This window comes from Levilactobacillus acidifarinae DSM 19394 = JCM 15949, from assembly GCF_001434835.1.
Taxonomy (GTDB): domain Bacteria; phylum Bacillota; class Bacilli; order Lactobacillales; family Lactobacillaceae; genus Levilactobacillus; species Levilactobacillus acidifarinae.
This window is the reverse complement of the sequence record NZ_AZDV01000006.1, coordinates 84,429-103,426: the sequence shown is the minus strand read 5'-3', so window position 1 is coordinate 103,426 and position 18,998 is coordinate 84,429. Positions and strand designations below refer to the sequence as shown.

The window sequence follows — 18,998 nt, the reverse complement described above, 5'->3', positions numbered from 1 at the left end:
TTATCAGGGAAGCTGGCTTAACCAACCGCCCAACGACCTATTTCCCCACAAAACTTGGCATAATGGGGGTAAATAAGCTTGGGGGAGCTGAGAAGATGTTAATTCGAAATTTACCGTTGATCTTTTTTGTGGTGGAGCTAGCCGTGGCCTTTCATATTCGGGGAACTTCTGGGGCCACCCGCACCAAGGGGGTCGCGTCGATCCAAGTGATTTATACGGTGATCGTCAGTGCGTTTATCGCACTGGTTGCGACCTGTGTCATTGCGGGAATGCAGGGATCATTAAGCGTTAGTGAATGAAGACGGGCCTACCGGGAAATGTCTCGGGGGCCTTTTTGATTGCCCCAATCCATAGTTGTCCATTGGTCGAAACCGAGGAACCGCTGGGTCAACCAGCTGTGTTGCGTTTGGCGGTCGCAAAATCCTAGGTGGTAATAGAGTCGGTGGGCGGTGGGGTTAGTGGCGGCGACGTTCAAGGTTAATTGGGTCGTGTGCGCCTGACAGTAACGTAGTAGGGCGGTCCCAATTCCTTGATGACGGGTCAGCGGGTCCACTGCGATGAAATCGACTACGGGCTGAGCGGGACTTGCCGGTTGATCTAACAATTGAAGAAATAGAAGCAGCTTAAGACCAGACCAACCAGGCAGAACCTGGCCCAGACGATGTTTAAAAGTGCGTTGGCCGAGAGTCTGACCTTGATTGAGGAGTAGACAGCCATTCAGAGGACCTCCTTTAGGGGGAACGGCGACGATGAGTGATGGGGCGTAAAAGGTTAGGAGGTAATCGCCCAGCAAGTCGGCACTCAGCCGGGCTTCGGTGGGCGTGAACCCAAAATGTTCAAACTTACCGTGAAACCCTTGCAGAAACAGGGTACCGATGCGGTGGGCGTCTAGTTGGGGGGGCTCGCTTGCTCTGATAATCATTTTAGCCGCACCTCCAAGTTGTAGACAACGGCCTGACTGTAAACCAGTGAAAGATTGAGATTCTCGTAAATGATCAAGTCCGGCTGGGGCACGAATTGGCAAAGGGGATCTTTGCGTAACGCAGTCGCCGCCGCGACGAGGTCCGCTTCGCTCGTGATGGGAACGGCCTGAACGGCGTAAGTCCCCGCCGGTAAGTCAACGGCCGTGGGGTGGGTGACCTGTTGGTACGGGATGGTCGTCGTGTGGCCCGCCTGCTGTCGATAAATAATCGGGTGGAGGCGGCTCAACTTTCCCTGGTCGGCTAACGCCTGAGCCGTGTGCACGTCATGCTGCGCAACGGCCGTTGGGGTGAGTGCGGTGAGGAACCGTTGTGGGCGGTTGGCGAAGGTGAGCTGATTAAGCGGCGTGGACTGCTGGGCAGTCAGTAGGGCCGTGAGATTCTGTTGAGTTACTTGAAGTTGCGTGATTTGGGCGGCCACCTGCGTTTGTAACTGACGGAGTTCCGGAGTTGCGTCTGGACTGACTAAAAGGTGTTGAATGGTCGGTAAATCGCAACCAATTTGCCGGAGAAAACGGATATAATAGAGCTGGTAGAGCTGGTGTTGGTCGAATTTACGGTAACCGGCGGGTGTTTGCCGGGTCGGCGTGATTAACCCGATGTCGAGATAGTGGCGGAGGGTTGCCTTGGTGATGCCAGCCAACTGACAGAGGTTTCCGCTAGAGAGTTCGGACATACAGAGACTTCCTTTCTGAAGTTGATAAGGTCAGCATAAACTGTGTGGTGACCACCCAGTCAACTAAAAATAGTCAATCATTAGTGAATAATGGTCAAGTCAGGATTTAATCCATCGTAAGCTGTACGAAGCGAGCGCAAAGGAGGATTTAGGTGTGAAGTTACAACGACAAGGTATTCAGATCCTAGAATTAGTGGTTTTGGTCTTAGGCATCATGTTCGGCGGGGCCTTCTTGGGCCGGAGTCTGGGGTGGAGTCCAACCGGCCGCCTGTTACTGCAGGACGGGGTGTTACTGGCCGCGTTGATTGGTCTTAACCACTGGTGGTTCCACGTGCCGGTCTACTTGCGACCGACCCCGTCGTTGCGCGACCAGGTAAAAATTAACACGTTACCGGTCATCTGGATGGTGTTACTGGCCGTCGCGCTAGTCGGGAGTTTAGCAACTGGTCGGCCGGCGTTGGGCGTCGGCTTAACGTTGGTCATTGCCCTGTTAGTGGGGTGTTGTGAGGAGTACCTGTTTCGCGGCCTGATCCTGGGGTTATGTCTGCGGCTCTTTCACCTCACCACGTTACGTCGGGTGTGGGCAGCTGTGGCGTTAAGCAGTCTGCTGTTCGGCGCCACGCACCTGGTCAACCTGACTCATCAAGGCCTAGAACCGACGCTGGTGCAAATTCTAAACGCGTTTGCGTTGGGCGTGTTGTTTGCGGCTAGTTATCTGCGGACCCGCAGTCTGGTCTGGCCGATTCTAATTCACTTCTTCAACGACTTTGTGGCCATCCTGATTGGTGGCCTATCTGAAGAGGCCCGGCCGGTGGGCAGTGTCGTCGCGGTCGGGGTGATGGTCGTCCTGTACTGTGGGGTCGCGTTGTACCTGTTACGGCGCCAACAATTGCCTCAGGTGCAAGCCAACTTTGCGGCCATTGAGCATTAACTGTTAAACGACCGGTGTCCCGGATAATTGGGACGCCGGTTTTAGTGTTGGGGAGTGGTCATTGATCCATCAACCCGATTTAAAATCGTTAAATTGTTTGACCGGTTGGTTTACCCAACCAGTAAGGACCACGCTTGGTGTCACCATAGCCCGTCTATAATGGGCTTGTTGAGGGGGCGTTAAAGGCATGCACATCAAAGCAATTTTACGCTTAGGTGGACTCTGTGCCCTGTCATTAGTGGTGATGTTGGGGTTGGGGACGATTGGTCACCTGCGCCAACTGTCCGATCCCACCGACATCATCTTGCAAGACGGCATCCTGTTGGTTCTGATGTTGGGACTGAACGCCGAGTGGTTACGGGTCCCGATTTTTCTCCGGTCGGCGTTACCCTTTCGCCAACAGGTAGCCATTAATGCGGTACCGTTGGTGATCATCGGGCTGACGGGCCTTGAACTGTTGACCTTCACGCAGGTGCAACTGCGACCCTTCGTGATGCCGATTACGCTGGCCTTTTTGTTGGCGTTGTGTGCGGCGAGCTACGAGGAGTATTTCTTTCGCGGCTTAGTTTTGGCGCTGGTAATGCGTCTGATGCCGCACCACTTATTGAGCGCGGTGATGGGAGCCAGCTTGATCTTCGGGTTGTTTCACCTGGTCAACTGGGTCCACCAACCGCTGAACGTGACGTTACTGCAGATGGGCAACGCGTGGGCCATGGGCTTGTTACTGTCCGCCGTTTATTTACGCACGCGCGGCCTGTTGTGGCCGATCCTTTGCCACTTCGTTAACGATTTTACGGTGATGGTCATGACCGGTCTAGCCGAGGATACCCGGCCGACGGCGTCAGTGCCGACCGGACTAGCGGTGGCCGTGGTCTATGTTGTTACGGCGATGATTTTGTTGCGACCGACGAAGCGAGCCGGACTTGAGTGGCCGACCCAGCCGGTGGAAAATGTCTGGTGAACGTTAAGAAAGGTGATTAACATGATGTGGGCCTATTTACTGATAGTCGTTGGGGTCGTGAGTCTTCTGGTGACTTTGGTGGTGCGAACCACAGTCGTGGCGAACCGCCAAGCGGCAGCGCCGGGGCGACCAACGCTGGCCGCGTTGACGGGGCTTTATCTGTTGGCGTTGGTCGTGCTGATCGGTGGCGTCTGCAGTTTTCTCTGGTTAGGTGCGGGGTGGCACATGGGGTGCTAGTCGTGGCTAAACCAGGAAACTAAAAGTTATCTCATCGGGTAATTAATTTTGTGCTAGACTGAATTCAGGGAGAGTAAAGTAACTAAGATAGTTAATTTAGTGTGACCGGAGCGTGGGGAATCGGGGCCTAACGCGTCGGTTGATAATATAGAGGGGAATTTAGACTCATGCATAAATTTTTCAAAGCGGGGATGTTATTAGGTTTAAGTTTATCGGGGATGTATTCTGCGGCAATCAGTTCGACGACGGCGAGGCATTCGCACGTGTTAGTGGCGGCTAATCGTCTCGCTGTTCAGCAACTGCAGGTTCACTATGGTCAGAATCGCGTGGCCGCGGCGGTGACGTGTTACCCAGCGAGGCGTCAGCAACGTGTGACGCCCGTGTACCGGGTTCCTAGCGATCGGGATAACGCCGATGGCTGGATCTGGCGGGGGAACCTGCCAACTCACCACTCGGTGACGCCGGAATTGGATTAGCTATTATTCAGGTTATTATGAGAAGTTTACGGGGAATCTCGTGGACGAGTAAAAGACCGTTGCCATCTGCCAATTTGGCGGGTGGCAACGGTCTTTTTTAGGCAACTATTTCACCAGATAGACGTGGTCTTTGATCAGATCGATGGCAGTGTAGTGGCGGTTCAACTGGCGGGATGCGGCGTTTTCGATGAACTCGGCGTTATCCCAGAACTTGGCCGATCCGGTGGCTCCGTGGGGCTCGCCGATGACTACGAAGTCCACCGTCGTCTTAGATTGGCGGATGGTCTGGAGTAAGTCCCAATCCAGTGGCAGACCGTCCGGTGACCAGGACATCACCACCACGCCGACTTGGTCTTGGTATTTCTGAAAAGCGTCCGTGGCACTTAACGCCTCAATGGTCGTTAAGGGGTGCCGACCGGTCTCGTTTTCGGCGGTCCACGCCTGACTGTCCGTGGCGTAGACGGTTTTGTGGGCGTCGCGAAGCCCCTTGGAGATGTAGCCGTTACCGGCCATGACCTCGAGCACGGCCCGGTCACCCACAAAGTCGGCGAGATCACTGATGAATGGCCGCGGCGTGTAGGCCCACATGCCGTAGTGGTCTTCCAGGTAGTCGCGGAAGGAGCGCAGATCGTGATCTAGATGCGGTAACGCGTCGATCAGGTCATTCCAGAGTCGGTCACCGGTCTGATCACCAGCCGGGTACAGCTGATTGAGTTTCTGGTAAATCAGGTCTTCACTGTTGTCCGGCAATTGAAGGAGCGGCAACTGTTGCGGCAAGTCGCCGGCCGCCAGCATGTGGTCGGCCAGTAGGACGTTGCTGATGAGAATCTTGATGGCGGGATAATCGTTGAACTGTTTGTAGTAACCGTTCATTCGGTCCATGTAGGCCGTCCGTTGCTGCGGTAACGGTTGGTGCCGGAACGTCTTTTTTAACTTTTTGAGTTTACGGGGATTCAAGGGATAGCCTCCTAGGTAAAATAAGTGGGTGCCATAACGATATTGGGCGAAAAAAGCAGCGGGTTTTGCGGAAGTTACTTTAACGCCGTCGAGACGGGCAGGCACCAAACAAAAAGTCGGCTGATAACAGCCGACTTGGGCCTTAATGGTCGTCGAGGTGTAGGTCCAATTCCTCTTGCTGATTGGGCGTGGTATGGGTAAAGCGGTTCTCCTTACCGTGCAAATAGCCGTCAATCAACTGGTAAATTTCGTAACGGTCTTGACCACTCAACACCTCTCGGTTGAAACTGAGTTGTTTGCCAGACAGGAACAGGCGGCTTAAATCATAGGCGTCACGTTCCGTCTTGCCGGCCAAGTAGTCCATGGTCACGTCGAAATATTCCGCTAATTTGCGGACTTCAACGAACGAGGGTGTCCGCACCCCGCGTTCCCAATTGCCAATCTGAGAAGCGGTATTCTTGTGTTCATCATCGTCCGTTGACAATTGTTGGTTCAAAGCCTCTGCTAGTTGTTCGAGGGTAATGTGTTGCCCCCGGCGCAAAGCCCGAAGTCGTTCCGGAAACATCTGCTCACCCACTTCTTTATGTTGGTTATACGCGTAATACTAATTGGGATAAAGTTGGTCGCCCTCCAGCTGTACGTTGAAAGTAAAATAAAGATTGGCTCAGCGGCGCCTCGGCCTTATCTTTATAGCTTTTGGTTTGGTAGTTGGCAAATCGTTGTCAGTATCATACGTATGATTATAAAAGTTAATATCTAACCTTATTATACCACGAAGCGTTGGGTTTAAGCGTGTGGGGTCGTGTTAACTAAAGGATCGGTCAGCCGCATGAATTCGGCGACGTCCTTTTTGATCAAATCCACGCCCGCTAACCAGAAGTCCGGTTGGGTTAGGTCGACACCCAGGTGTTTTTGAGCCAGGGCTTCGCTGGACATGTTGGCCGTGTCACGCAACAGGGCGATGTATTGATCCTCGAAGTCGTCGGTCTGTTGGGCTTTGGCGTAGATGCCTAGACTGAAGAGGTAACCGAAGACGTACGGGAAGTTGTAGAAGGACAGGTCGTCGATGTAGAAATGTAACTTGCTAGCCCAGAGATGCGGCGAGTAGGTTGACAGGTCGTGGCCAAAGGCTTCTTTTTGGGCGTTTAACATCAGTTCGTTGAGTTCGGCTGGCGTCACTAACTTTTGTTGCCGAAGTTGGTAGAAGCGGGTTTCGAACAGGAACCGTGCCCGGATGTTGAGGAACATGGCGACCGGGTTATCCATCTTAGCGTTCAGCAACGTGATTTTCTCGGCATCACTGGTGGCCGCCTTGACGTTGGCGTCGGCCACAATCAGTTCCCCGAAGGTCGAGGCGGTTTCGGCCACGTTCATGGCGTACCCCTGGCGCAGGTAAGGCAGGTCGCCCATGACGCTGGAGTGAAAGGCGTGTCCCAGTTCGTGAGCCAACGTCGACACGTCGTTGGGTGAGCCGGTAAAGGTCATGAAGATTCGGGATTCGTTGGTCTCGGGGGCACTTTCCATCCAGCCGCCGGGGGCCTTACCCGCGCGGTCTTCGGCTTCGATCCAGTGATTTTCAAAGGCCTTTTGGGCTAAAGCGGCCATCTTCGGGGAGAATTCGCCGTAGTGTTTGATGATAAAAGCAGCAGCTTCGTCGTAGGTGAAACGGTGTAGCTGACCGCCTGGGAGCGTCAACGGTGCCTCAACGTCCTGCCAACCGGCGTGTTTCTTGCCGAGTAGTGCCGCCTTACGATCTAGATAATCGAGAAGAAATTGTTTGTTGTCATCGACCACTTGCCAGATGGTCTTTAGGGTGGCCGCACTTAGCCGGTTATCCTTTAACGGCGCGCGTAGGAAGTCGCTGACACCGTGGGCCTGGTACTCCGTTAGACGGAAACCGGCCAAGTGATTCAGCGTGTCGGCAAAGAGTTGTTCTTTGTCCGCCCAAGCTTGCTCCCAGGCGGGTAAGAGATCGGCTCTGTATTGTGGATCGGCGTTGCCTAAAAGGTTGTTGTCGGCTTGCCCGGCCGAGAGGGTCACGGGCTTACCGTCGGTATCGTGGAAGGGGACGCTGACCGTGGCGACCAATGAATCATAGTGGGAACTCCAGGCGGCCTTGCCGTCGAGGTTCAACTGGTTGATGAGGTTTTCGGTCTTATCGTCGAGCAGTTCCTTGCCGGCGTCGCGCATTTCGGTCAGGTTAAAGGCGATGGGTTGTAAGGCCGGTTGGGTGAGCATCGCGGCAAATTGCGTATCGGGGACCTGAACCAGCACCTTTTTGAGTTTATCGCTGACGGTCTGAATCTGAGTCTCTAGGTTGCGTAAGCGGTCCTCGGTCGGCGCAACGGCGGGGTTGGCGATGTCGGCGGAGCCAATCGAACTGACGAAGAGGTTGGCCTGAGCTAACCCGGCTTCGACGGCTTGCAACTGGGTGATGAGCTTGATGAATTGTTGAAAGTTGGGGGCGTCGCTGGTCACGTCCCACCGGTCGAGCAGGTCGCCGAGTGCGGCGGTGTCGGTCTTAATCTGTATGAGTTTGGTTTTGAGTTGGGCGGAGTGAATCCCCCCGGTGAAGAGTGAATCGAGATCCCAATTTAATGAGTAGGTCATGGATGGTAGCCTCCTTTAGATAATAGCGGGTGATGTGTACCGAGGTCGTCCGGCCACTGAGCAGCATAAGCGGCTTAGAAGTCCTTGAATTAGTCAGCAGGAGACCTATCGGCACACGAAGTTGGCTATATTATAGCAAACTTCTTAACAATTGCGTTGAACTACGGAACCCCGTATACTATCTCTAGGCAAGCTTAAGGGGGAAATGCAGTTGAATAAAGTTTTAAAACGTTGGTTAATTGCCGGCGGAATTTTAGTGGGATTACTCGTCGTGGCGCTGGTGGGGGCCAGCTTTTACTTCTATAACATGACGGTGGCCCGCGGAAAAAAGAGTTTTATCGGGGCGCCGAAAGCCCTGACCACGAACGATCCGTTGTACCCACAGAAACACTGGTACCAGGCCGCCAAGAAATACCGGTGGACCGAAACGGCGGCGGGCGCCAAGTTCAAGTTGGTGGCGAACTATCTGCCGGCAGCCCGAGCCACCAAAAAAACGGTGGTCTTGGTGCACGGCTTCGCGTCCAGTAAGGAACAGATGGGCGGGTACGCCGGCATGTTTCACCAGTTAGGTTATAACGTGCTGGTCCCCGATGATCGCGCACAGGGGGCCAGTGGTGGTCAGGCCATGAGCTATGGTTATTTCGAAAGTCGGGATTACTTAAAGTGGATCAACCAGGTGATTGCCCGCCAAGGTAAGCAGTCGCAGATTGTGCTCTTCGGGGTTTCGATGGGTGGGGCCACAACCATGATCGCCAGTGGCCTGAAGACCCCTACGCAGTTGAAAGCCTACATTGAAGACTGTGGCTACACCACGGCCGATGCCGAGATTCGTTACCAAGCCCGGCAGATGTATAACTTACCGTACTGGCCGTTGGTCCCCATGACCAGTGCCGTGACGCGGGTCCGTGCCGGCTTTAGTTTCAAGGATGCCGACGCGTTAAGTGCGGTCAAGCGGAACCATAAACCGATGCTGTTCATCCACGGCGGGGCGGATACTTTTGTGCCGACCAAGATGGTCTATCAGGTCTACCACGCCGACGCCGGACCAAAACAACTATTAGTGGTACCGGGGGCCCAACACGCCGCGGCATTGTCGCACAATCCGCAGTTGTATCAGTCGACCGTTAAACGCTTCTTAGCTCAGTACTTCCACTAGAAAGGAGTCAGCGCCATGGCCCAAACACCGACATTTCGGCCGTTGACCCAGACGATTCTGACCCTGGGCGCGACGTTAGTGATGGGGATGATTGATGCCGATACTTTCCTGAATCACGGTGCCGTGTTTGTCAGTGCCCAGACGGGGAATCTGGTCGTGATGATGGTCAAGCTGGTCCAGCACGGCTGGGCGGCCGCCTGGGTTAACGTCCCCGTGTTGATTGGCTACTTTCTGGGATGTTTTGGGGCACAGGGGATTAGCGACCACCTGAGTCGCGGTAACGCCCGCCGGCAAATGCGCTGGCTGATGGCCATTGACGTGGGCGTTTACCTGGCCCTAGCGGAGTTGCAACTGATCCTGCCGACCGCCTGGTTGATCTTTGGACTGGGCGTCGTGGCTGGCTACGAACTGACAGTCTTTCGCGAGGTCGGGGGGATTCCCATCAACAATGGCATCATGACCGGCAATACGAAGAACCTGGCGACGGCCAGTTACCGGGCCTGGATACACCGTGATCCGGTGGCCCGGCACCGCCAGCGTCAGTTTGCCTGGACCATCGGTACCTTTTTACTCGGGTGTGGCGGTGGCGCGGCGTTAGCCCAGTGGGCCGCACCGGCCGTGCTGTGGGTCGCCAGTGGGCTTAAAGCGGGATTACTGGTCTGGCTATTTTTACCGGTCGCGATGACGCCGCCGGAAAATTGAAGAGTTGGGTTGTCCCTCAAAATGGCGTATAATTAACGAGAAACCTGACCAACCCACCCGGGAGCGTTTCCCGGGAGTCAAATTAAGGAGTAAGTTAAATTGTTAATAACTGGATTGATAATCGGTCTGTTATTGATTGGGCTGGTACTGGGTTATCTCGTGCGTCAACACCAACACCGTCAAGAACTACTCGCGGTGCAAGAACAGGCGCGTGACATTGTGGCTCAGGCGACGGCGAAAACCAAAGCTCAAGTGGCAAAGTTACAAGCGAAAAACCAACGAGAAACCTTAGCCTATCAGCAATCCGTCAAGGACGAATTGACCGAACAACAAAGTGATATTGCGGTGCGTGAACAGCGCCGCCAGCAACGGGAACAATTGTTAGACCAGATGACCGTGCGGTTGGACGACCAGACCGCCATGCTCGATGAGCGGAGCCAAGTCAACCAGCAACAACGCCACGCCATCCATGATTTACGGGATCAGGCAGCGGAGTTGCGGGAGACCCGGACGACGACGCTTGCCGAGCGGGCGGGGATGGATACCCAGGCCGCACAAGATGAAGTATTGCGTCAAGCGGAGATCGAATTAAAGCGCGACCGAGACATTGAAATCAAGGCGCAAAATGATAACGCCGAGGCCAACGCCGAACGCTGGGCCAAGGATGTGGTCTTACCCGCTACCCAATCTGGGCCGCAAGACCTGCCTAAGGAACACTTAGAGCATACGGTCACGGTGCCAAACGGCGAAGTGCGGAGCAAGATTATTGGTCGCGATGGGCAGCATATTCGGTTACTCGAAACGCTGACCGGGACGGACCTGATCTTCGTGCCGGACGACAACACCACGTTATTTATCAGCACCCACGACCCGATTCGTCGAGAAGTCGCCCGGGTGGCCATCACCAATTTGGTGGCCAGTCGGCGCATCTCGGCTAACCAGATCGAGACGCAGGTGGAAAACGCCCAACGCGACGTTAACCACAGCCTCTGGGAGACCGGTGAGCAGGCCGTCAGCCTCTTACACGTTGGGTGGATGCATCCCGATTTGATGAAGCTGATTGGTCGGCTTAAATACCGGACCAGCTACGGGCAAAACGTCCTACAACACTCGATCGAAGTTGCCCAGATGACGGGGGCCATGGCCGCTCGCTTGGGGTACAATACCCGTTTAGCGCGGCGAGCCGGTCTCTTGCATGACTTGGGGAAGGCCATCGACCACGAAGTCGAAGGCACCCACGTGGAAATCGGGGTCGAATTTGCCGAGAAGTACGAGGAAGATCCGGTCGTCATCAACGCGATTGCTGCGCACCACGGCGACGTGGAGAAGACGTCACCGATTTCCGACTTGGTGGCGGCGGCCGATGCGATTTCCGGGGCCCGACCGGGGGCGCGGAGTGAATCCGTGGAAGATTACATCAACCGGTTGCGGTCGCTAGAAAAGATTGCCAACGACCAAGACGGCGTCACGGAAAGTTACGCCATCCAGGCTGGTCGGGAGTTGCGGATCATCGTGAACCCGCAAACCTTAAACGATCAAGCGGCGGCCAATCTGACTCAGGAAGTGGCCAAGCGAGTCGAGGCCGAACTGACCTATCCCGGGAAAATCAAAGTTACCACCATTCGCAAGTTGACGGCGGTCGAATACGTTGGCGACGAAAAGAAAAAGAAGAAGAAAAAGAAAAAAGCGGCCAACGCTTCATAGGTCGTTTACAGTGGTTCGGGGGCCGGTTGGCAACCGGACCACTTTTTGAGTGGGCGGTGTGCTATACTTAACCCAATCATGGATTATCGGAGGAGGACGATCATGAGAGTTAATTGGGTTAAATCGAGCTTGCTCCTGTTGGCAGCGGTGGGATTAGGGGTAAGTGCCGGAATCACCGCGACGGCCACTTCACGGAGCGACCATACCTATTACCGGGCCAACCAGACCTTTCGGATTCAACTGTACGGTTCTAGTCAACGGGTGACCATTCCTCGGGGGACCGTGGTTAAAGGTCAGGTATCCGAGCCCTTACCGGGGTTAACGGATCCCGCCAAAACGCGGTTAGAGGCAAGTTTTGATCTGTTAACGGTCAACTACCAGTTGAAGGTTAAAAACGGCTGGCCGAAGAAGGTCCATGCGGGCGGCGTCGGCGAATATACGGCGTTAAATAACGTGGGCCGGTACCTGACGATGACCACGCGGCCCAAGTACATGTTGGAAGCCAAAGGGGAGTCCCCCGCCTTTACGCCGTCAGTGAAGACCAGTACCTGGACCGGACCGTGGATCACTGTCACGACCGACGGGTACCTGGAATCCTTTGGTACGGTCAAGCAGTCGCGGCAACGAACGGAGTATCGGCCCCAGGCCAGCGCGAAGATCACCAAGTTCACCCAGAAGGGGACCCACCGGTATTATTACACCCAAAAGGCTATAAAGGGAATCCCGACCAAGCGGGTGGCGACCCACGGGAAATACCAATACCGATTGACGGTGACCGACACGAAAAAGACCAAACTACAAACGCCTAAGAATCAGAGCTATCCGGATCATTACCACGTTTACAAATTCGGCAAGCAGACCTATTACACGTTTGCGGGCAATGCTGAATCATAAAGTTCTAAACTGAAAAAGCGTTCGCTGCGAAACCTAACCGTGAAGTTAGATGTTGCAGCGAACGCTTTTTTAAGTTAGTCGGTCAGGTCGTGGGGCTCGTTGACCACTTGGAAATTATCGTTGGTGGTGGCGTCAATGGTCGGGTGTTCCTGCAAGTAGTCGGCAATCAGCTCGCTCATGGGACTTTGACTTTCCGCGATGATCTTGCTGGCCTCGTACATGCCGTAATGCCCGCCGCCCACCGCGCGGTACTGGTTGAGCACGATCCGCAGGGGTTGGTCCGGCTTGACCGGTTGGCCGTGGTAGGTCAGGTTCTCAACTCGGTGGCCCATTGGTTGGGCAATGTTGAGTGTGTAATTGACGCCTTCGTACATATCATAGTTGTATTGCCGGTGTTTGGGGTGAACAAACGCCGGGTTGACAGTAATCTGACCATTCGAGATGGTGAAGTACCGCGCCGTGACCTCCAGGGCCCCCTTGAGGTCGGCCCCCGTGATGTTTAACAAGGATAACCCGTTGGGGTAGACGTAGTTGGTCATGATGTTACGCATGGTAATCGGATTTTCGAAGCCTAACGCCTCGTCGCTGAACAACGCCGTGGCGGAAATGTCGGCGCCCATGGTCGCCATTTGGACCTGTTGAATGAATTCAATGTAGGGCGTTTCGTGCATCCGGGCCTTGAACGGGTCGTGGAAGGTCATGTCTCCGTTGATGTGGCCTAGTGGTTGGTCCAGCCAGTGGCCCACGCGCGAGTTCAGGGTGGCCGCAGCGTTAATCACCTTGGAATCTAGCGGGGCATTTGCGGCCGAGACCAGTTCGGAATCGTGGTTGATCACTGTGATTTTACCGGCTGCGTCGCGTTTCAGATCGAGGGTGATTTTACCGACCGCTTGTCCCCGGAAGCCTGGTTGGGTCGTGGGGATGTCGAAGAGTTCGGTCGCGATTTGGCGGTGCTGGTGGCCGGTGACCATGGCGTCGATACCGGGAATCTCAGCTAACATATGGTAGGCTTCGTTCTCACCCACGTGAATGTCATTGGGTTCGCCGGTGGCCAGATCGCGTTCGAAACCGCCGTGGTAACAGACCACCACGATATCGGCTTGTTCGCGGATGATGGGTACGTACTTCTTGGCGGCGATAAAGGCCGATTCGAATTGAAGCCCACTGATATTGGTGGCCTTTTCCCATTTATAAACGGCTTGCGTAGTTAATCCCAGCACGCCAATCTTGATACCCGCCTTTTCGATGATGGTGTAAGGTTTGCCGTATTCGGGTTCGCCGTTGTGGTCGAGGATGTTGGCGCACAGAATCTGGCGTTTGGCATCGCGAATCGCGGTCTGCAGGTACTCCTGGCCGTAATTGAATTCGTGATTGCCCAGGATCCCGCAGTCGTAATCGACCTGATTATAGATATTCATGAGCGGGGCGGGATTGCGGTCGGGTTGGACCCGCGCAACGTAATAGGCCAGGGGAGAACCCTCTAAAAAATCGCCGTTTTCAATGGTCACTACCGGTCCCTCAGCCGCGGCTTGTTCGCGCGCTACCACCGTTGCGGCCCGGGCGAGGCCGAAGCCCTGCTTACTGCCTTTCTTCACGTAGTTCGTGGGAAAAACGTACCCGTGTGTATCGCTGGTTGATAGAATTGTCAGCTTCATAAAAGTCACCCTCCGATTACGTCTAACTGGCGTTTTGTAAGCCGCCAGCTGCTGGCAAGAAAACGCTAAGTGTGGAACGTGTTAAAGAAATTATAAGCTAGTTTGCGGAAACTGTAAATTTTTGGTCTCATTTTCTTAAAATTATGAGAATTTTCTCATACTAGCAGGTCTAGCGGGGAGACAAACGGCCCCCTAAACGACCAAAAGCGGTGCGCCCCACCAACCAGGATGGGACTCACCGCTTTTGCTTGAAACGTAAATTACGTGTACACGGACGCTCAGACATCTGCCGAGACATTCCGGGGTACAATTACTTTGGAGGAGTAAAATTTCGTAACTTATTCATCTTCAATTCGTAAGTTATGTTTCCACTATACCCCTTAATTGTGAAGAAAATGTGACGCTCCTTAATTTAGTCACCCGCAATCTCTTGCATGTACAACATTTGATCGGTCGAAATCTGTTGGTACAGATCGTCGGCTAGCGCAATGGGAATCGCGTGCTTCACCCGTTGCTGGCGAACGTAGTTGTATTCATATTGGAAGGCTTGAATGAACAATTCGTTTTGAAGGTCGCTGGTATCGTGTTGGGTAAAGTGCCGGTGGCGGGTGTTATATGAGGTCCGCACGGCGTTGATTTCGGCCTGATTTTCGGGGGTGGTGTGGGTGGCTAAGTAAGCCATTACGTCGTTATAGCCCTGGGTTTCCATCAAGGTAAAGACCGCGCGCATGTTGGCGTGCGTTTTTTCGCGTTGCGTCTTCAGGGCGTCAATCTGCGCGGGGGTGGGGTAACCGGGTTGTTGGCGCCGGCGGTCGTGATGGTTCCGGTTGCCCCGGTGACGCAAGCGGTGGGTGAGCCGGTGATTGACGTAGCGGAACCACATCCCGAAGCCCGCGAAGGAGAGGCGGCTATTCGACCGGGTCTTCCAGATCAGACCGCGGACGTAGCGGTTAGCATAGGCCGGACTAACCTGATTGGTATCGGCTAATTTCTGAACACTAGCTACTTCGATCTGGTTGGTTTGGGTCATTAGGTTCCCGACCAGTTTCCGGTTGGGCCGATGGTCGCCGTACTGACTATTAAGAATTTCCACCACGGCTTGGGTCTCTTCCTGATGTTCGGGGTGCTCAAGCATCAGCTGCTGGGTGGCGTAAACAATCAGATTTTGCCGTTCACGTTTGGCCATCTCCGGATCAATCGGTTGTTCGCGGCTTGGTAAGATGAGCGGTAAGACGATGGCTGGTATCAACAGACTTAAAATGATGACGACGGCAGCAATGAAAATCATGGTGTTACGGAACGGAAAGGCTTGGCCGTGTAGCGTCAGGGGTAAGGAGAAGGCCATGGCTAACGTGATGGTCCCGTGAATCCCCGAAAGGGCCCCAATCAACGCGTGGTGGCGTTGATCCTTCGGCGCGGAGTGGATTTGGGCCCAGTCGAAGCGAATCCAAAGGTAACGCAGGCCAAACATCACCAGGTACAAAATCACCGCTAATAAGATGTAGCTGGATAACGCCGTGGTGTGCTCAGCTTGGATGTTGTGCCAGACCGTCGGCAACGAGACCCCCAAGAGGACGAAAACGAACCCGTTTAAGATACTCGTGAGGATGCGCCAGGTTGAGCGGGAGACCAGCTGCAGCTGAGTGCTCGACAGTCGAATCTGCTTACTAGCGGCGCTCCGAAGCAGACCAGCGGCCACCACGGCCAAGATGCCGGATAACTCGAGGTGTTCGGCGGCTAAGTAGATGATAAAGGGGGTCAGGATATCGTAGGGGACGATGACGCTGGTTGAATCCATCCCCGTCTGAACCAGATAGATGCGGCCCCAGGTGAAGAGAATTCCCAGGATGGTCCCAATCAGGAGTCCTCCTAAAAAGACCACGAAGAAGTGTTCCACACCGTCACGGACGGAAAATTCGCCGGTGATAAAGGCGGTCAATGCGAGGTTAAAGGCCACCAAACCGGAAGCGTCGTTGAACAGCGATTCGCGTTCTAGCATGCCCATGACCTTCTCGGGGACCGCCATGTTGGTGGTAATCGACGAGACCGCCACGGCGTCGGTTGGCGTGACGATGGCGGCCAGCGCGAAGGCAAGGGCTAACGGTAAGCCGGCAATCACGGCGTGGCTGACGTACCCCATTAAAATGACGGTCAGTACGGCCAGAATGACGGCCATGGAAAGGACCGAGGGGATGTGTTTACGGAGCGCGTGCGTGTCGGCATTTTGGCCGTCGTAAAACATTAGTGGCGCAATGATGATTAGCATGAACATTTCGGGCTCAAGCACGAAATGGTGGAAAAAGGGCACAAACGATAGTAGCGCGCCGGCGAAAATTTGATAGAAGGCTTGCGGAATTACGGGAAAGTAGGGGTAGGCTAAGTTCGCCGCAATCGTAGCCACAATCAAAAGCACGACGGCATAAAAAATCTCCAAAATAAACGCCTCCAGGTTAAGGAATGGTCCGACTGACTTGTCCGCAAAATTGGGGGTTGCAGATAAGATACAAACGGCTACAATAAGAAGTCCGCAGTGAGGAACGTCGGCCAGATCCTGATGCTTTTAATTTTACCCTATTTTGAGGATTTAGACCGTAGATTGGTCTGGAACGCGGTGACGCGCTAGACGAATTTTTAGCCACATTTTAGGGAATGTGTGGGAAGAAAACGCTTTTAATCGCGCTTTGTGATGACTAAATATTCATTTCAATTAGATAAATATTCAAAAATGGATTCTTTTGAATTTTGCGAGCGTCCACCTGCATCTAGTTAAAAAATGGTAAGGTCGGTTTTAAGCAAAAATTTTGCTTGTGATGATGATAAAAGCGACTTTGACGCGAATTGTCCGGACAAATCACAAAAACGATTGTAAACAAAGGAATTGTTGAGTGAACCAACTAACTCTGAAAGTAATGTGACTATTTGTTCATAAATTTTCCAGAAAGGGTTGATTATTCATTCAATTGTGGTAACATATAAATTGGTTCTACTAGATAGTTCAATGAATTGTTGGGGGAGAACCCAAGTGAGTCAGTTGTTGTTTTCTATCGTTACTCAATCCAACGATAAGGAAGTGCTGAGATATGATTAATTTGTATATTGCACCAAGTAGTGCATCCAGTCGGAAAGCACGCGCATGGCTGAAGGAACACGATATTGCGTTCCAAGAACGGAACATCAAGTCCAAGCCATTGAACGCTGCTGAGGTGAAGCAGATTTTACGGCTTACCGAGAATGGCAGTGAAGATATTATCTCGACGCGGTCGAACATTTTCAAGCAACTCCACGTCGACCTCGATAGTCTGTCAGTCAGTCAATTAGTTGATCTTGTGGTTAAATACCCTGACCTCATCAAACGCCCAATTATCTTTGATGATAAGCGGTTGGAAGTAGGTTACAACGAAGAAGAAATTCGGCGTTTCTTACCTCGTGAGGTACGGACGGCTGAATTACATCATTTGGAATCTCAATTGAGTTCCTAATCGAAGTCGGTCAGTTCTCGGGGGAGTGCTGATCGATTTTTAGTGCTTAGGTTAGACGTCTAAAGATACCCGGCATCGCGTGGCTGTATAAGCCCCAATGCCGGGTTTTTGATTGGTTAAACTAAAACGTGGTCGTTCGCAATTAGCGGGCGACCACGTTTTGTTAGGTTAACGTTGATATTGCAGGGCCATTTGGGGGTAGCCCAACTGGGTGAGTGTGTTGACCACGGTGGTTTCGATGGTCCCCGTGGCGACCACGTCAAAGCCCGCCAACTGGGCGACGATTAAGCTTTCGGCCCGGTGAACAACGGTGGGGTCACTGGTGAGAGCGGCCAGGTCACGGTGAATCCGGGTGGAATCAAACGCTGCGTGGGCTCCGGTAGGTCGTTCCACGGTGAGACTCTGAGGGTACATATTAGTTTGTGATCGACGAATAACGTCCATGATGGCGACCCTCCTAAGGTTCAGCTGCCAATAATGGTTAAAATGATGATTGGCGGTTAAAAATAAGTATAGGTCTATGGTACGATGAAAAATCACAAATTACAACTACATATAGATAAAAACTACTTGTAAATCTATATGTGGTGTCAAAACCACGTTCTGTGGTGTTCCTTTTTCTGAGGTGGAGTTAGGCGATCCCGTGCAAGGCCTCTTGGCTATGGATCAATTGGGTTAACAGGGCGTTATTCGGCGCCGGAACGGCCAGTTTTTGGCCGAGCTGGGCCACGTAACCGTTAAGAAAATCGATTTCTGTGGGCCGGCGGTTGGCCATGTCCTGGTGCATTGAGGGGTAGTGTTCCCCGTTTTTATCCGGCGCGAACTGGGCGGCAATTAGGTCGGTGTCGGCCTGAGCGTCAAAGGCAACGTTGGCGGCGGTCGCCACGGCTTGGAATTCGTCCAGCACGCCCGCGGTCAATTCTCGCCAGTTGGGTAACGCACCGAATTCGGCGATGTTACAGTCAAAGAGGGTGCAGTAGGTGTTGAGCACGCTGTTTAAGCCCGCCTTTTTCCAGATGGCGGCGAGGACGTCGGGTGCCGGACTGGCCTTTAGACCGGCGCCGTTCAGCGTCTCGACGATGTGGTCCAGGTCACCGAATTGATCGGGGACGATGGCTTGCAGCGAGATGCTCCCGGACCCGGTGACAGTGATGTGACCGGGTCCGGTAAGACTCGATGACCAGACCGTGGTGCCGGCGACGATGTTTTGTTTCGGGACGTAGCGTTCGATGGTTTCGACGTTACCGATCCCGTTGGCTAAAACTAAGACGGCCGGTTGGTTGCCAAGTTGGGCTTTTAATTCCTGAAGCATGTGGTCCATCTGCATGGCCTTGGTGAAGAGGATGATGAGGTCAAAGGTGTCGTGAACGTCTTGTGGCAAAGCCGCGGTCATGGGAATGACCGTGTCGTGACCGTCCTTGGTGACCACCAGCCCGTTCGTCTGGATCGCTCGAACGTGGTCGGCCCAGTTATCGATCAACGTGACGGCGTTGCCCGCTTGTTGGAGTTTAACGCCAAACCGACTCCCCATGGCGCCGGCCCCGGCAATTGCAATCTTCATAAATTAAACACTCCTTTTA

General features: G+C 53.6%; 19 protein-coding genes. 10 read left to right on the top strand and 9 right to left on the bottom strand.

What is annotated here, in order from left to right; translation table 11 throughout:
* Positions 1-95 precede the first annotated feature (95 nt).
* Positions 96-299: a hypothetical protein gene (locus FD25_RS05105; RefSeq protein ID WP_057802011.1), complete on the top strand. Its 204-nt coding sequence runs from the start codon at positions 96-98 to the stop codon at positions 297-299.
* Between the two features lie 8 nt (positions 300-307).
* On the opposite strand, the gene FD25_RS05100 is transcribed toward FD25_RS05105, so the two are convergent.
* Complete coding sequence (locus tag FD25_RS05100; protein ID WP_057802010.1) at positions 308-922, bottom strand: GNAT family N-acetyltransferase; 615 nt, start codon at positions 920-922, stop codon at positions 308-310.
* A complete protein-coding gene (locus FD25_RS05095) occupies positions 919-1,656 on the bottom strand; it encodes a MerR family transcriptional regulator (protein ID WP_057802008.1) in 738 nt (245 codons plus the stop codon). The genes FD25_RS05100 and FD25_RS05095 overlap by 4 nt, the downstream gene beginning before the upstream one ends.
* Before the next feature lie 154 nt (positions 1,657-1,810).
* On the opposite strand from FD25_RS05095, the gene FD25_RS05090 reads away from it, so the two are divergent.
* The 4 genes from FD25_RS05090 to FD25_RS05075 all read left to right on the top strand — a co-directional run bounded on the left by FD25_RS05090 (position 1,811) and on the right by FD25_RS05075 (position 4,261).
* Complete coding sequence (locus FD25_RS05090; protein WP_057802006.1) at positions 1,811-2,587, top strand: CPBP family intramembrane glutamic endopeptidase; 777 nt, start codon at positions 1,811-1,813, stop codon at positions 2,585-2,587.
* A 187-nt stretch (positions 2,588-2,774) separates the two neighbouring features.
* Positions 2,775-3,548, top strand: a complete 774-nt coding sequence (locus FD25_RS05085) for a CPBP family intramembrane glutamic endopeptidase (RefSeq protein WP_057802004.1) — start codon at positions 2,775-2,777, stop codon at positions 3,546-3,548.
* Positions 3,549-3,569: 21 nt separating this feature from the next.
* The gene (locus FD25_RS05080; RefSeq protein ID WP_057802002.1) at positions 3,570-3,785 is read left to right on the top strand and encodes a hypothetical protein; all 216 of its coding nucleotides are present in this window, start codon (positions 3,570-3,572) and stop codon (positions 3,783-3,785) included.
* A 167-nt stretch (positions 3,786-3,952) separates the two neighbouring features.
* Entirely contained in the window at positions 3,953-4,261 is a 309-nt protein-coding gene (locus FD25_RS05075) for a hypothetical protein (RefSeq protein ID WP_057802000.1), read from the top strand.
* Positions 4,262-4,366: 105 nt separating this feature from the next.
* Here FD25_RS05075 and FD25_RS05070 read toward each other — a convergent pair whose 3' ends face one another.
* The 3 genes from FD25_RS05070 to FD25_RS05060 form a co-directional block, all read right to left on the bottom strand.
* A complete protein-coding gene (locus FD25_RS05070; RefSeq protein WP_057801998.1) occupies positions 4,367-5,218 on the bottom strand; it encodes a hypothetical protein in 852 nt (283 codons plus the stop codon).
* A gap of 142 nt (positions 5,219-5,360) precedes the next feature.
* The gene (locus tag FD25_RS05065; protein WP_057801996.1) at positions 5,361-5,783 is read right to left on the bottom strand and encodes a helix-turn-helix domain-containing protein; all 423 of its coding nucleotides are present in this window, start codon (positions 5,781-5,783) and stop codon (positions 5,361-5,363) included.
* Between the two features lie 221 nt (positions 5,784-6,004).
* On the bottom strand, positions 6,005-7,828 hold the full coding sequence (locus FD25_RS05060; protein ID WP_057801994.1) for a M3 family oligoendopeptidase: 1,824 nt from the start codon (positions 7,826-7,828) through the stop codon (positions 6,005-6,007).
* A 205-nt stretch (positions 7,829-8,033) separates the two neighbouring features.
* On the opposite strand from FD25_RS05060, the gene FD25_RS05055 reads away from it, so the two are divergent.
* From FD25_RS05055 to FD25_RS05040, 4 genes are all read left to right on the top strand, one after another.
* A complete protein-coding gene (locus tag FD25_RS05055) occupies positions 8,034-8,984 on the top strand; it encodes an alpha/beta hydrolase (protein WP_057801992.1) in 951 nt (316 codons plus the stop codon).
* A 15-nt stretch (positions 8,985-8,999) separates the two neighbouring features.
* A complete protein-coding gene (locus tag FD25_RS05050; RefSeq protein WP_057801990.1) occupies positions 9,000-9,686 on the top strand; it encodes a YoaK family protein in 687 nt (228 codons plus the stop codon).
* A gap of 99 nt (positions 9,687-9,785) precedes the next feature.
* Positions 9,786-11,390, top strand: coding sequence for a ribonuclease Y (gene rny / locus FD25_RS05045; protein ID WP_057801988.1), 1,605 nt, complete (start codon positions 9,786-9,788; stop codon positions 11,388-11,390).
* 102 nt (positions 11,391-11,492) lie between these two features.
* A complete protein-coding gene (locus tag FD25_RS05040; protein ID WP_057801986.1) occupies positions 11,493-12,284 on the top strand; it encodes a hypothetical protein in 792 nt (263 codons plus the stop codon).
* A 74-nt stretch (positions 12,285-12,358) separates the two neighbouring features.
* Here FD25_RS05040 and FD25_RS05035 read toward each other — a convergent pair whose 3' ends face one another.
* Both FD25_RS05035 and FD25_RS05030 read right to left on the bottom strand, forming a co-directional pair.
* A complete protein-coding gene (locus FD25_RS05035) occupies positions 12,359-13,939 on the bottom strand; it encodes a bifunctional metallophosphatase/5'-nucleotidase (RefSeq protein WP_057801984.1) in 1,581 nt (526 codons plus the stop codon).
* Between the two features lie 412 nt (positions 13,940-14,351).
* Positions 14,352-16,373 carry a cation:proton antiporter gene (locus tag FD25_RS05030; protein WP_057801982.1) on the bottom strand — a complete coding sequence of 674 codons (2,022 nt, stop codon included), beginning with the start codon at positions 16,371-16,373 and terminating at the stop codon, positions 14,352-14,354.
* 646 nt (positions 16,374-17,019) lie between these two features.
* Between FD25_RS05030 and spx the strand changes: the two genes are divergently transcribed.
* Positions 17,020-17,418, top strand: a complete 399-nt coding sequence (spx, locus tag FD25_RS05025; RefSeq protein WP_057733836.1) for a transcriptional regulator Spx — start codon at positions 17,020-17,022, stop codon at positions 17,416-17,418.
* 168 nt (positions 17,419-17,586) lie between these two features.
* Here the strand turns inward: spx and FD25_RS05020 are convergent, their stop codons facing one another.
* Positions 17,587-17,862: a hypothetical protein gene (locus FD25_RS05020; protein ID WP_057801980.1), complete on the bottom strand. Its 276-nt coding sequence runs from the start codon at positions 17,860-17,862 to the stop codon at positions 17,587-17,589.
* Between the two features lie 187 nt (positions 17,863-18,049).
* Positions 18,050-18,979: a 2-dehydropantoate 2-reductase gene (locus FD25_RS05015; RefSeq protein WP_057801978.1), complete on the bottom strand. Its 930-nt coding sequence runs from the start codon at positions 18,977-18,979 to the stop codon at positions 18,050-18,052.
* Positions 18,980-18,998 lie beyond the last annotated feature (19 nt).